General features: G+C 45.8%; 13 protein-coding genes. 8 read left to right on the plus strand and 5 right to left on the minus strand.

Features of this window, described 5'->3' with window-relative positions:
• Window positions 1–55: 55 nt before the first annotated feature.
• The 3 genes from HWQ47_RS04655 to HWQ47_RS04665 all read right to left on the minus strand — a co-directional run bounded on the left by HWQ47_RS04655 (window position 56) and on the right by HWQ47_RS04665 (window position 2,303).
• Window positions 56–1,207, minus strand: a complete 1,152-nt coding sequence (locus HWQ47_RS04655; RefSeq protein WP_269970018.1) for an iron-containing alcohol dehydrogenase — start codon at window positions 1,205–1,207, stop codon at window positions 56–58.
• A gap of 362 nt (window positions 1,208–1,569) precedes the next feature.
• Window positions 1,570–1,746 (minus strand): DUF6765 family protein, encoded by a 177-nt coding sequence (locus HWQ47_RS04660; RefSeq protein ID WP_269970019.1) that lies wholly within the window; start codon window positions 1,744–1,746, stop codon window positions 1,570–1,572.
• Window positions 1,747–1,802: 56 nt separating this feature from the next.
• Window positions 1,803–2,303 carry an HPP family protein gene (locus tag HWQ47_RS04665; RefSeq protein ID WP_269970020.1) on the minus strand — a complete coding sequence of 167 codons (501 nt, stop codon included), beginning with the start codon at window positions 2,301–2,303 and terminating at the stop codon, window positions 1,803–1,805.
• A gap of 233 nt (window positions 2,304–2,536) precedes the next feature.
• On the opposite strand from HWQ47_RS04665, the gene HWQ47_RS04670 reads away from it, so the two are divergent.
• Window positions 2,537–2,818 (plus strand): SemiSWEET transporter, encoded by a 282-nt coding sequence (locus tag HWQ47_RS04670; RefSeq protein WP_269970021.1) that lies wholly within the window; start codon window positions 2,537–2,539, stop codon window positions 2,816–2,818.
• A 131-nt stretch (window positions 2,819–2,949) separates the two neighbouring features.
• Here the strand turns inward: HWQ47_RS04670 and HWQ47_RS27945 are convergent, their stop codons facing one another.
• Window positions 2,950–3,387: a hypothetical protein gene (locus HWQ47_RS27945; RefSeq protein ID WP_326515468.1), complete on the minus strand. Its 438-nt coding sequence runs from the start codon at window positions 3,385–3,387 to the stop codon at window positions 2,950–2,952.
• 99 nt (window positions 3,388–3,486) lie between these two features.
• Window positions 3,487–3,750: a S41 family peptidase gene (locus HWQ47_RS27950; protein ID WP_326515469.1), complete on the minus strand. Its 264-nt coding sequence runs from the start codon at window positions 3,748–3,750 to the stop codon at window positions 3,487–3,489.
• Window positions 3,751–4,445: 695 nt separating this feature from the next.
• Between HWQ47_RS27950 and HWQ47_RS04680 the strand changes: the two genes are divergently transcribed.
• From HWQ47_RS04680 to HWQ47_RS04710, 7 genes are all read left to right on the plus strand, one after another.
• On the plus strand, window positions 4,446–6,815 hold the full coding sequence (locus HWQ47_RS04680; RefSeq protein ID WP_269970022.1) for a hypothetical protein: 2,370 nt from the start codon (window positions 4,446–4,448) through the stop codon (window positions 6,813–6,815).
• A gap of 373 nt (window positions 6,816–7,188) precedes the next feature.
• Window positions 7,189–7,611 (plus strand): D-ribose pyranase, encoded by a 423-nt coding sequence (gene rbsD / locus HWQ47_RS04685; protein ID WP_269970023.1) that lies wholly within the window; start codon window positions 7,189–7,191, stop codon window positions 7,609–7,611.
• Window positions 7,608–9,092, plus strand: a complete 1,485-nt coding sequence (gene rbsA, locus HWQ47_RS04690) for a ribose ABC transporter ATP-binding protein RbsA (RefSeq protein WP_269970024.1) — start codon at window positions 7,608–7,610, stop codon at window positions 9,090–9,092. The genes rbsD and rbsA overlap by 4 nt, the downstream gene beginning before the upstream one ends.
• 16 nt (window positions 9,093–9,108) lie before the next feature.
• Entirely contained in the window at window positions 9,109–10,080 is a 972-nt protein-coding gene (gene rbsC, locus HWQ47_RS04695; protein ID WP_269970025.1) for a ribose ABC transporter permease, read from the plus strand.
• Between the two features lie 48 nt (window positions 10,081–10,128).
• A complete protein-coding gene (rbsB, locus tag HWQ47_RS04700; RefSeq protein WP_269970026.1) occupies window positions 10,129–11,007 on the plus strand; it encodes a ribose ABC transporter substrate-binding protein RbsB in 879 nt (292 codons plus the stop codon).
• A 142-nt stretch (window positions 11,008–11,149) separates the two neighbouring features.
• Window positions 11,150–12,064, plus strand: a complete 915-nt coding sequence (rbsK, locus tag HWQ47_RS04705) for a ribokinase (RefSeq protein ID WP_269970027.1) — start codon at window positions 11,150–11,152, stop codon at window positions 12,062–12,064.
• 59 nt (window positions 12,065–12,123) lie between these two features.
• The gene (locus tag HWQ47_RS04710) at window positions 12,124–13,116 is read left to right on the plus strand and encodes a LacI family DNA-binding transcriptional regulator (protein WP_269970028.1); all 993 of its coding nucleotides are present in this window, start codon (window positions 12,124–12,126) and stop codon (window positions 13,114–13,116) included.
• Window positions 13,117–13,172 lie beyond the last annotated feature (56 nt).

Genomic DNA, 13,172 nt, shown 5'->3' on the forward strand with positions numbered 1-13,172 from the left:
AAGGGAAAAGCAGATGCCTTTCCCGTGTTGTTGGTTTTGGATGGTTAATTTGGGGTTAGAGACGAGCTTTAAAGATAGCGACGATCTCTTCAAGACTTGCTTTACGTGGGTTGGTTAACGAACAAGCATCGTTTAGGGCGTTCTGTGCCATAAATGCAAGTTTGTCTTCTTTCACACCAAGATCTGCTAAACCTTGGTTAGTACCCACTAGAGTGGACAAGGTTTCAATTGCTACAATCCCTGCTTCAACTGCTTGTTCTTGAGTCATGCCTGTAACGTCTACGCCCATCGCTTTAGCAATATCAACGAAACGCTCAGGCGTTACCTTGGCATTGAAACGTGATACTTCAGGTAGCAAGATGGCATTACATAGGCCATGTATTAAGTCGTAAACACCGCCTAATTGGTGCGCCATAGAGTGAACATAACCAAGAGAAGCGTTAGAGAACGCCATACCAGCTAGGTATTCACCATATTGCATCGCATCACGAGCAGGGCGGTCTTCACCATTTTCAACTGCGGTGGCTAAGTTTTGTGAGATTAACTCAATCGCTTTAATGGCAGTGGCATCGGTAATTGGTGTTGCTGCCGTAGATACGTAAGCTTCAACGGCGTGCGTTAAAGCATCCATACCAGTCGCAGCTGTTAAGAACTTAGGCATAGCGACCATTAATTCAGAATCGTTAACGGCAATAATCGGAGTAAAGTGCTTATCAACGACAGGGTACTTAGTTTGATCTTCTTCGTTAGCGATAATGGCAAATACTGTCATCTCAGACGCAGTACCTGCTGTTGTGTTAACAGTCACAAGTGGTAATTGTGGTTTTTTAGATAGATGCACGCCTTTAGAGTAATCACGAATATGACCGCCATTTGCTGCTACTAGTGCAATACCTTTAGCGGCGTCGTGAGAAGAGCCACCACCAAATGAGATCACAAAATCACATTTCTCTTTAGCCAATACAGCTAAACCATCTTCAATGTTCTTTTCTGTTGGGTTAGGTTTAACCCCATCAAAAATAGCAAAGTCGATATTATATTTAGCGAGCTCTGCAGTTAGATTATTAACTAGGCCAATTTCAACTAATACGCTGTCAGTGACAATCAGCGCCTTGCTAAGTTCTTTAGTCGCAAGTTCAGCGCCTAGACTTTGAATTGCGTTTTGACCCATTAAGGTCACAGGAGGCATATAAAATACACTGCTCATGGTATTCTCCAAAAAATTAAAAATAGAATTAAAAATAAAAACGAATATTAAAAATAAAAAGAGTTTAATCAGATCAAGCCATTAAGTTTTATTGCTTGCTCTCAATCGATGGGGCTAGTCTACTCTCGCTTTTAAAAGGAACAATATAGTGTTTTGGAAAATGATTATTACCATTGAGGAATAATCTAAGTGGTGAAGTGAAGTGAACTGCTCTGGGTGTTTTGGCAAACCTAAGCCAGGCGAGTCGATGTTGACGGTTTTGTTGATATAACAGAACTCACCTATTCAAGTCTTCTGCTTACCTGTGTATGAATGGGTTTGCAGGCCGACAATAATGATGAGTGGTTATAGTTAGGGCTAGATCATGCTACGCAAATACCATATTTAGGCAGTACATCATGCAATATATCGAATCGGTGGGCTTGCAATGCATCATCTACGTATTGTGCGCTGTAAGCCACTTTAGCTGCTTCTTTAGAATTAAAACCTGCAAATCTAGCTGCGATATAAGTCAATCCATGATGACCATCTATCTGCATGTTATTCCTCGCATTACTGGTAGCTTAAGTGCCATAAAAGACGGAGCGAACCTTTCTTATTTAGCGCTCCGTGTCGGGTATTGATGCCCTGGAATAAATCGGTGAAAAATGATAGCCAAAATGACAATTGAAACTGTTCCGAGCAATATGGGGTGTAACAAAAAGCTCCATGTCGTATGGCCACCAATCATTATCATGAGTGGATTTCCTCCTGCGGGAGGATGGGTTACGTCGAACAATAACATGAGGAATAGGCCAGATCCCACGGCTAAACCAAGGGTCAATGGCGTAACGGCAAGATAATTGCTAAACAGTAGACCAACACTAGCGGTGAGTAAGTGACCAACAATGACATTTTTTGGTTGTGCTAATGGACTTTGATGTACACCAAAGATAAGTACCATGGTGGCACCAAAGGGAGCAATCAACAACCAGTCAAACTTAAGTGAATTATCGAATGCCGCAAGGGCCCAGATACAAAGCGCAGCACCAATAGCTGATACCGCTGCAGTCAGTAATCTATTATCTTTAAATAGTTGGACTGTGTGCTCTTCCATAGTGAATTACAACGTTTAAACAACGCCCATAAATTATGAAGGGGTTGAATTTTAATCAGCCACACTCACTCTGTCAAGGTAACCGCTTAGGAATAGAGCACCATCAAAAGAGAGTGGAAATAATTCGTATATGGTGACTGGGTAGAGTATAAAATATGGACGAAGTTTATTTATGGGTATGAATAAGCTGTTTTTTGTATATATTTAAGTATTAATCATATAGGGCAAGCTGTATGTCACTCCTAGCGCGTGTTGGTAAAAAACTAGAACCTCTTATGCTCGTAATGGGCTTGATTAGCCCTATTGCCACGCTCCCACAACTGTACAAACTTTATTTTTCTCACAGTGAGCATGCCGCAGGTTTATCGCTGGTGACATGGGGGCTTTACGCTTTTATTGCTTTGTTGTGGAGCACATATGGTTTATACCATAAAAATCCAACCATCTGGGTAGGTAATAGCCTAGGTTTTATTATGTATGTGTTAATGGTCGTAGGCATTTCTATTATGACTTGAGACCCACTGCTTCTTAAGTATCATACTGAATAAATTAAGTATTATTCAGTATGATACTGGCAAAATGGCATGAGCTATCGCCAGTTATTCCCATTGGCGGACTGATTTAATAAATATTAACAGATACTCGCCTATTCCGTTTTCTGCGTAGTCTCTAGCGTGAAGCTTCCACTCTCAAGCCAGTTTTTCACTCTTATTACGTCAAGTCTTTCACCATCTTCATCTTCTATCGAAGGTAGGTATATGTCTGGGATCACACCGGCTATGTCCACAGGGAGATGAGGTAAGCGTAAGCTCTTTGAAGTCGCGTAGGAGAGTTCAAAGTTGCCGGATGGCAGCAGATGAGGTCTTAAGTTGGAGTAGTCTAAGGAGCCATAGGTTCTACTACCTAACAGTTTAACGTTGAAGCTTTGTCTTGCTGTAAGTAAAAATTGTTCGCAGGAACTCCCACAAGAGCGAGCAATTAAAATCGCAACTCGGCTTGGCCTTTTGGGTTCTAAGTTCTCTTCAGATTTAAAAGTGATCGTTTCACCCTTCTGGATAAACTGACCATTAACGCCAGTTTGCATAACCTTAACAATACTGTCGGCCCATTCGAAACACTCCTTATTATCAGGGTCGTAACGTTGACATATTTGTTGTGCTGCGGTGTTTTCCGGTGTGACTAGCTACTCCATACCGACTTCCACTCTCTGGCTTCCTATCAGCCAAGGTAGTAAAGGTGTGTAACTTGAGTCAAAACCGCCACCATTTTTTCGTACATCAATAATCCAGTTGGGCGTTGCAGCAAGCTGTTGGTGGTTATCTTTGAGTAACTGGATTAAAGGTGATCTGTTGGCGGGAGCAAAGCTGGGCAAAGTAATAAGTACACTTTTTCCGGATAAAAACTCTATTTGAGGAAATCCGGCAAATAATTTAAGTCTTGAATGCACTCTTTACTTGCAGAAGTACTATGAGCTGCAAAGCTAAATAGAGCCGTTAATATCCCTAACAGTGTGATTGAAGATAATTTCACAGATATTCCTTTATGTTTGTTGTTAACAACAGGTTAAATGAAACGGGACTGACTGTGAAGTGATTAATTATCAAGTTGTTAGTGAGGTTACTTGCTAAGAACAGTAAAGGTAAGATGCCCGAGCCAGCGAGTTACATAAGTACATCCTACGAAGCAATATCGCCGCTTGTTGCTGTTATCAATAAGATGTTTACCGACCTGGGCAGTAATGCCTCACAAGTGACACTTAACATTGATACCGACTTCGATACCATTTGTCTAAGGTCGGTGTTAGCTATAACTGGTCAGAGGATTTGGTCAGGCTAAGACAGAATTCACTGACTTTGTCATATGTACTCCCACAGACCCTACCATTGCTATCAGTTTCTTTATCTTAATTTTCCATTAGTTATTGTTTAATCATTACTTTCACAGACCTCTCGCGGCGTTGGGTCATTTTTACTATATCCATCAATTCTGCTGCGGAGTATAAATCCATCCTGTTAGTATTTTTCAAGGTAGTTAACACGCTTAGTTTCATATTTTTGATGCTAAAACTCACCACTTTTATATTGGTGAAGTGTGTCGGTTATTTGAAAGGATTTTAAGTTTTTATATTAAGGATGGTATGTTTTGAAAAAATTAACCTTAGCGAGTTTACTTGGCATTAGCTTGTGTTCCATTTCTGGAATGGTGGTGTCTGCTACGTTGCCCGTAAAATCAAATATGGGGAGTGCAGAAGAGATTTTCATTAAGCGTGAACTATTAAGTCATCTATCTGCAGCGGCCAGTCAATCTAATTTATATTTGTTACCCTTAGAAAATGCCGTTGATGGCAGTTGGGCTGGTGACTTTTTTATCAATGATATAAAAGGCTTCTCTGTATTAGAAACCCTGAAGGGAAAACGATTCAGTGAGGTTGAGCTGCTGAGTCCTGCGGGAAATCGATATGTCATTCAGGGGGCAGAGATAGTTTGTGAAGGGCCTGCATGCGTTGAACTCAGCAGTAACGTGGTGGTGAGTGAGGCGTCGGCTGTGCGTACTATCTCAATTAATCGTAATGTCGATATTCAGGGACGATGGGAAATTAGACTAAACGGTTTAAGTGCGGATACATCTAACGGCAATGTGCTGATCACCTATGAGGACGGTGCAAACTTGGCGATATGGGACGCTGATCAAATGTTGCTATCTAGCCAGCCTAATACGTTTTTATTTGAGTTGAGAGTGCCTGACTCCGAACAAGAAACGAGCCAAAAAACTGCCCCATATTCGGTGATCAATAGCACTGAAATTGAGTATTTGAATGCAAGCGCACTCTTGTTTAGTCATGCTGAGTCAGCAGAATTTACATCTCGAAATTCAGTTGATACTAAGGCTCTGATGGCAAATAAGCATAAGGATAAAGAGTTTCAAGAGTACGAGGTGAGCATTTCTCCAGAAGGCGAAATCAGCACCACAATACCTAAATTATCTGCGGGTGATTACAGATTGGAAGTGGTATTTAGTGCCACTATGAGCAATGGCGATGTGATTCAACGAACTGGTTATTATGGCTTCCCAGTGCTGAGCTCTGAGGCTCAGTTAACCTCAGTCAGCCGAGCCAAAGTGCTTGATGAAAATCGACTGAGTGTGGATATCGGCATTGAAGGGGTCGCTGAGAAAGAGTTGTTGGTGTTTTATGCCGAGATCTGGCGCGATGAAAAACCAGTATCGTCTATCAATACTATCACGTCAGTCCATGAAACCAGTATCGGCAACAGTATATCCGTAGCACTAGACTCCCGTTGGTTTGCACTGGCAGACACCCATGGACAGCAAGGGTTTGAGTTCAGAAATATCCGTTTGCTCGATCCTAATACTTACTTATTGCTGAATAGCAAAACAACCCTTTTTGTACCCGTCGTAGCGTTTCCTGAGCAAGAGAGTATCAAAGCGTCGGCGGTTGAAATAAACGATGAAATGCTGTTGGGTAAAAACGATATTTCTGTTCCAGTTACCAGAGCTCAGAAAGCTCAGAGAGTTCAAGAAAGCACTAATTTCGATGCCAATGGTATTATGTTGGTGCACGGATGGTGCGCCAATATAGCGACTTGGCAGGAGTGGCGCTTCAATGACGGGCCGACCGAGGAATACAACAGCCCAATCACCAGTATGGGGCGTAATGATTTTGCCGTCGAATTAGCCCTGCAATCCAATGCTGCATTTCGAGATTGGTTCTCTGTCGTCGCCCATTCCCAAGGGGGTCAGGCTGCAGTACACATGCAAAGTTATTACTTCACAGGTTTGGATAATTCGCCCGCTCCAAGGCCAATTCAAACTGTAGGTACGCCATATCAAGGTTCGTTATTGATGGATCTGTACGTGGGGAGTGGAGCTGGCATAATTAACGACATCTTTAATATTGATGATTGTCAGGCGCAATGGTCGTTAACAACTGCCAGCAGCATTCCTTGGGCGATTATGCTTCCCTTCAATAGTCAGCAACGAACCTTTTACTACCGCACAACTCATGACATGCCAAGCAACTGGTGGGAGTCACTGCAGTTTTGGCGCTGGAAATGTAACGCTGCCTCATGGATTATTCCTGGAGCTGACGATGGTGTCGTGAGTGTGGTGGAAGGTTGGCTTGGACTTGGTAACGACATGGGCATCATGACCCGAGAATGCCATACCGGAGGCATGAATTTTATGGATCAAAGGCGCGACAATAACCGCAATGACATCATGGATGAAATGGGCCGAGTACCTGCGTCTTGGACACAGTGGCTTGATAGGGATGACCCCAGTGGTTCGGGTGATTGGGAAAGTCGTGCTGCGCATCCAGCTGTTTGTGCCAATCCATGGAATTTCCAAGCCCGTCGTCTAGGCACCACGATTCCGGCCAGTCAAACAGGGGAGATCTTCTCGACTTTATCGGCTAACGGTGGATTAGTATGCCGAAATGCAGATCAGCCAGATGGTGTTTGTTTTGACTATGAGGTGCGCTTTTTCTGTCCTTAAGGCTTAGGGCATCGTCGAGGATGAGGTAATCCTCTGCGGGTGAACGTATCACGCTTAATTTAAAGGTATTAATATAAAAACGCCGAGCTTATGTTCGGTGTTTTTTGCTTGAATAAAGAACGGATTTACCTGCAAGTTACGATGGATGAGTAACGTTTGGTTAACGGCTGCAGCAGGAGCATGGCCAGTTAATAACATTGAGTCAATGGTGAGCTGGTGTGGCTAAATAGGTTATTTACTGTTAACTCTGCTGGATCTGTGATCTTGATCGAGTTTTCCCTCTAGAAATAGTTCTAATGACGAATTAATATGACGCAATCGTTTGCGCAAACGTTTGCGCGTATTGATTCATTATTCTAGTAAGGTCAGTGATATGAGAAAAGGCGCATTGCTTAACAGTGATTTGGCTCGAGTTATCGCTCTGTCTGCTCATACCGATGAGATCACCTTAGGGGATGCGGGGTTACCGATACCTGTGTCTTGTGAGCGTATCGATCTCGCCTTGACCCATGGTGTTCCTGCTTTTATCGATACCCTTAAAATCGTGGCCACTGAGCTACAAATTGAATCAGTGGTTATCGCGCAAGAGATGTTGGTTCATAGCGCCGATATGCACACTCAGCTGATGCAGGTGCTTGAACAGATAGGTAAAGAGCAATCCCAGTCGATTAAGATCACCGCAGTTAGCCATGAAGCTTTTAAGGCACAAACGGCAAATAGCCGCGCTGTGGTCCGCACCGGAGAGTGCACGCCATACGCTAATATTATTCTGCAGGCGGGTGTGGTGTTCAAATGAAAGCACTGCTGAGTCTGACAGGTATTGAAAAATCCTTCCCTGGTGTCAAGGCGCTAGACGGTGCCCTATTGAACGTTTTCCCCGGTCAGGTAATGGCATTGATGGGAGAGAATGGCGCGGGTAAATCGACCATGATGAAGGTGATGACGGGGATATACCAGGCTGATGCTGGTCAAATTACTTTAAATGGTGAACAGGTAACATTTAACGGACCTCGTCAATCCCAAGCGGCGGGGATCAGCATCATACATCAGGAGTTAAACCTGATTGATAACCTCTCCATTGCCGAAAATATCTTCTTAGGACGTGAGCCGCAAAAAGCGCTGGGTTTTATTGACTGGACCAAGATGTTCGCTGATGCCGATGCTTTGCTTGCTCGCTTAAATGTGCAACGCAGTAGCCGTGAAAAAATGGGTAACTTACCGCTCGGTGAACAACAAATGGTCGAAATTGCCAAGGCGTTGTCATTTGACTCCAATATCATCGTGATGGACGAACCAACCGATGCGCTAACCGAGCGCGAGACACAAAGCCTGTTTAAGGTGATCCGTGAGCTACGTCAAGAGGGCGTTGGTATCGTTTACATCTCCCATCGTCTGCAGGAGATCTTTACCATCTGCGATCGCGTTACGGTTATGCGAGATGGCCAGTTTGTGGCTGAATCTGCTACCTCAGATCTGAGTGAAGAGAGCCTCATTGAGCTGATGGTTGGTCGTAAGTTGCAAGATCTCTATCCCCGTGTTGAACACCAATCTGGCCGAGTATCGATGAAGGTGCGTAACCTTTCAGGTAAGGGGGTTAATGATATTAGCTTCGACCTGCATGAAGGTGAAATTTTGGGCTTTAATGGCTTAATGGGCGCGGGACGTTCAGAGCTGATGCGGGTGTTGTTCGGCGATGTGAAGCGCACCAGTGGCAGCGTAGAATTGTATGGTGAACCGATAAACCCAACACACCCTAGTGAAGGCATCAAAGCCGGCATTGCGTATATCTCCGAAGATCGTAAAGGTGACGGCTTAGTGCTGGGAATGTCGGTAAAGCAGAACATGAGCCTGAGCTCTCTCACTGCGCTCTCCTATATGGGCGCCATAAATGCAGAGGCTGAGCACGCACAAGCGACCTATTTCAAAGATGCATTCAATGTAAAAACGCCTTCGCTGGATCAACCAATAGGCAAGCTTTCCGGCGGCAATCAACAGAAAGCGGCGATAGCTAAAGGGCTGATGGCAAAACCTAAGGTATTGATCTTAGATGAGCCGACTCGCGGCGTTGATGTGGGTGCAAAGAAAGAGATTTACGAATTGATTAACCAGTTTAAGCAAGCAGGGATGAGCATCATTCTCGTCTCTTCTGATATGCCAGAGGTGATGGGGATGAGTGACCGAATTATGGTGATGAAGGGAGGTTGTATTAGTGGTGAATTCGACGCGACTAACGTGACTCAGGAACAACTCTTGGCTGCGGCTATTGGCAAACACTGATTAGAGAATAATAACAATGAATCAAACGGTAACGAATAACCTCACTGGCCTTAAAATGTTTGAATGGCTCAAACAACAAAAAGCCCTGATCGCACTTTTAGTCTTGATAGTTGTGGCCTCTATGTTGAACGACCAGTTCTTCACCATGGGCAACCTGATGAACATCCTGCGTCAGACCTCGGTTAACGCCATTATCGCAGTGGGCATGACCTTAGTGATTTTGACCGCCGGTATCGATCTCTCGGTCGGTGCCATACTGGCGCTAACGGGGGCACTTGGTGCGTCCATGGTAGGCGCTGAGTTGCCGTTAATCGTGGCTTTACCGCTGACCTTGTTGCTCGGTGGCGCACTGGGTGCCATGAATGGCCTGTTAATATCCAAAGGAAAAGTGCAGGCGTTTATCGCCACACTGGTCACCATGACCGCAATACGTGGCTTGACCATGGTGTATACCGAAGGTCGCCCTATCTCCACGGGCTTTACCGATACCGCTGACAGCTTTGCGTATATCGGCACGGGTTGGATGGCTGGCGTACCTGTGCCGGTTTGGTTAATGCTGATCACCTTTGTACTTATCTGGGCATTGCTGACTCATACTCGTCTAGGCCGTTATATCTATGCCATCGGTGGTAATGAATCTGCGGCGCGTTTGTCTGGCATCAATGTTGACCGAGTTAAAATAGCGGTCTACGCCCTCTCTGGCACCATGGCGGCGCTGGCGGGTTTGATTGTGACTTCACGCCTCTCTTCGGCTCAACCTACTGCTGGTACCTCTTACGAGCTTGATGCGATTGCGGCCGTGGTTGTCGGCGGCGCTTCTTTAGCGGGTGGACGTGGTTTTATTTGGGGCACTTTAGTGGGCGCCTTGATCATTGGTTTTCTTAATAATGCATTGAACCTGCTGGATGTGTCTTCTTATTACCAGATGATCGCTAAGGCTGGGGTTATCTTGCTGGCGGTACTGGCTGATCGCAAGACTAATTCATAAAAAACAAATAATTGACTCACATATAAATAATCCATGAAGGTGACTAAAATGAACAAGCTTCTCACTTGCACGACCGCATTGGTTTTAACCTTAGGCATTGCTGCTCCAGTTATGGCAAAAGATACCTTGGCTTTAGTGGTGTCGACGTTGAACAACCCCTTCTTTGTTTCGATGAAAGAGGGCGCCGAACAGAAAGCCGATGAACTGGGTTATAAACTCATCGTCCTCGATTCTCAGAACGATCCCTCTAAAGAGCTGAGTAATATTGAAGATTTGACCACACGTCAGGTGAAAGCCATCTTGTTGAACCCCACCGATTCCGATGCGGCCTCTAATGCAGCTCGCATGGTCAATCGAGCAGGTATTCCGTTGGTGACATTGGATCGTGGTGTGACTCGTGGAAAAGTGGTGTCGCATATTGCGTCTGATAATGTCGCTGGTGGACAACTTGCCGGTGATTTCATCGCCGAAAAGCTCGGTAAAGGTGCTAAAGTTGTTCAGCTTGAAGGTGTCGCAGGTGCGTCAGCTTCCCGTGACCGTGGGCAAGGCTTTGCGCTCGCCGTGGCAGCCCATGGTTTTGATCTTCAAGCATCACAGCCTGCAGATTTCGACCGCACCAAAGGTTTGAACGTTACCGAAAACTTACTGGCTTCAAAGCCTAATGTACAGGCCATATTCGCTCAAAACGATGAGATGGCACTGGGTGCATTACGAGCCGTTCGTGGGGCGGGTAAAGAGATTGTTATTGTTGGCTTTGATGGCACAGATGAAGGGATTGCAGCGGTTAAACGTGGTCTGTTAAATGCCACTGTTGCCCAACAACCAGAGCTCATCGGCGCCATGGGAGTTGAAGCTGCGGTTAAGCTGCTCAACGGCGAAGTGGTTGCGGAGTTTCAGCCAGTACCGCTGCAAATTATTGTGAACTGATGTCGTTACGCATTCATAATATTGAAATATAGTGAATGCTCGAGTTTACCCCTTGCTGCGCAGCTTTGGGCTGGCCAGTTTTCAACACTTATAACCAAGCTTCATATCAAGCTGTTTATCACATTAGAAAAGAGAGACTCAGATGGCCAAATTATCCGTATTGGGCAGCATTAATGTAGATCATGTTATGCAAGTCAGCGCAGCGCCATGTGGCGGGCAGACTATCGAAGCCAAGCATTATCAAATTGTCGCTGGTGGCAAGGGAGCCAATCAAGCGGTGGCAGCGGCTAAACTCGGTGCGGATGTGGCGATGATAGGCTGTGTCGGCAGTGATGCCATCGGTGAGCAGATGAAGTCTGGTCTGGCGGATGTGGGCATCAATATCGACGGCATCACCACCATCATGGATGAAAATACCGGGCTGGCGATGATCTACGTCGAAGATTCGGGTGAAAACCGTATCGGCATCTGGCCAGGGGCAAATGGCGCACTGACTGAAGCTGTGTTGGCGGAACATCAAGGGACGATAGTAACTTCTGAACTGCTTTTACTCCAGCTTGAAACGCCGCTTCAAACGCTGGTTACAGCGGCAAAAGTGGCCAAGTCTGCAGGGGTGAAAGTGGTATTAAACCCTGCTCCTGCCAAGCTGTTACCGGAGGAGTTACTGCGTAATGTTGATATCATTACGCCCAACGAAACTGAGGCTGAGCTGTTAACAGGTATAAGAATCAATGAGTTGTCTGATGCTGGGCTTGCGGCGAATAAATTTCATAGCCAATTCGGTATTGAAATGGTGCTGATCACCTTAGGTAAACGCGGCGTTTGGTTGTCTCACAAGGGGGAAGGCATGCACGTTGCTGGTTTTACTGTCGATGCTGTCGATACGACTGCGGCGGGCGATACCTTTAACGGCGGTTTCGTCACGGGCTTACTCGAAGGTAAATCAGCACTTGAGGCGGTGCGTTTTGGCCAAGCAGCAGCGGCTTTATCTGTTACTAGAGTGGGGGCTCAAAGCTCTATTCCTACTCGCAATGAAACATTAACCCTATTACTTTAGGTATACTTCTCTATTAAGCTGTCATCCGTAATATTAATTTTCGATAGGAGTCTCATTGCATGGCCACCATTCGTGACGTCGCCAAACTGGCTGGTGTCTCTACCACCACAGTATCTCACGTGCTCAACAAGACACGTTTTGTCTCAGCAGAGGGCAAAGCTAAGGTCGAGAACGCTGTGATGCAGCTTAACTATGTGCCCAATATAGTGGCGCGTAGCCTGAAAGGGGGGAGCAGCCGAGTCTTGGGCATGCTGGTGACCGATTCCAATAACCCATTCTATGCCGACCTGATCCAATGGGTCGACCAAGTAGCCTATCGCCACGGCTATAACCTTATCTTGTGTAATACCCAAGGTAATAGGGAGCGTGCTAAAGATTATATGAGCATGTTAAGTCAGCGGCGGGTCGACGGCATGTTGATGATGAGCTCAGATGCGCGTCAGTTGCCGGTTTCTTCCTACGGCACTATGCCGATGGTTATGATGGATTCAGGGCCAGAACGCGCGGGTTATGATCGCATTCTCGATGATTCTGAACAGGGCGGATATATGGCGACCAAGCATCTATTAGCGGCGGGTCACCGCAGCATAGGCTTATTGGCCGGGCCGCTCGAAAAGTCCAATAGCCAAAACCGTATTGCCGGATATCGTCGCGCAATGGCTGAAGCCAACGCAGACGTGGATGAAGGTTGGATCCAATCGGGTGAGTTCACTTACGAAGGTGGCGTAACGGCCATGACTGAGTTGCTTAAGCAGCAAAAAACCGTGACAGCGGTATTTGCCTCCAATGATTTAATGGCCATGGGGGCGATACGCGTTGCGGGTGAGCATGGGCTGACGATCCCACAAGATCTGTCGATGATAGGTTATGACGATATTCCAGGGGCCAAGTATTTTAACCCGCCACTGACCACGATGCGCCAGCCATTAGAACTGATGGCAGAGCAAGCTATCGCCATGTTACTTGCTCGGATGGAAACCCCTGAGCGTGAAGGGCAGCGCACCTTGTTAACGCCGACCTTAATTATTCGAGATTCAGTCGCCAACTGTTAGGGCGCTGTGCTTCGAGTGAGAATAGAGAAGGGCGGGCTTCGCCCTGCTAGGACGTT

This window comes from Shewanella sp. MTB7 (assembly GCF_027571385.1).
Classification (GTDB): Bacteria; Pseudomonadota; Gammaproteobacteria; order Enterobacterales; family Shewanellaceae; genus Shewanella.

Excerpts from the sequence above, each read along its gene's own strand:
- HWQ47_RS04670 (WP_269970021.1), top strand. The coding sequence starts at position 2,537 with ATGTCACTCCTAGCGCGTGTTGGTAAAAAACTAGAACCTCTTATGCTC.
- rbsK (WP_269970027.1), top strand. The coding sequence starts at position 11,150 with ATGGCCAAATTATCCGTATTGGGCAGCATTAATGTAGATCATGTTATG.
- HWQ47_RS27945 (WP_326515468.1), bottom strand. The coding sequence starts at position 3,387 with ATGCAAACTGGCGTTAATGGTCAGTTTATCCAGAAGGGTGAAACGATC.
- HWQ47_RS04655 (WP_269970018.1), bottom strand. The coding sequence starts at position 1,207 with ATGAGCAGTGTATTTTATATGCCTCCTGTGACCTTAATGGGTCAAAAC.
- rbsB (WP_269970026.1), top strand. The coding sequence starts at position 10,129 with ATGAACAAGCTTCTCACTTGCACGACCGCATTGGTTTTAACCTTAGGC.
- HWQ47_RS04710 (WP_269970028.1), top strand. The coding sequence starts at position 12,124 with ATGGCCACCATTCGTGACGTCGCCAAACTGGCTGGTGTCTCTACCACC.
- HWQ47_RS04665 (WP_269970020.1), bottom strand. The coding sequence starts at position 2,303 with ATGGAAGAGCACACAGTCCAACTATTTAAAGATAATAGATTACTGACT.
- rbsA (WP_269970024.1), top strand. The coding sequence starts at position 7,608 with ATGAAAGCACTGCTGAGTCTGACAGGTATTGAAAAATCCTTCCCTGGT.
- HWQ47_RS04660 (WP_269970019.1), bottom strand. The coding sequence starts at position 1,746 with ATGCAGATAGATGGTCATCATGGATTGACTTATATCGCAGCTAGATTT.
- rbsD (WP_269970023.1), top strand. The coding sequence starts at position 7,189 with ATGAGAAAAGGCGCATTGCTTAACAGTGATTTGGCTCGAGTTATCGCT.
- rbsC (WP_269970025.1), top strand. The coding sequence starts at position 9,109 with ATGAATCAAACGGTAACGAATAACCTCACTGGCCTTAAAATGTTTGAA.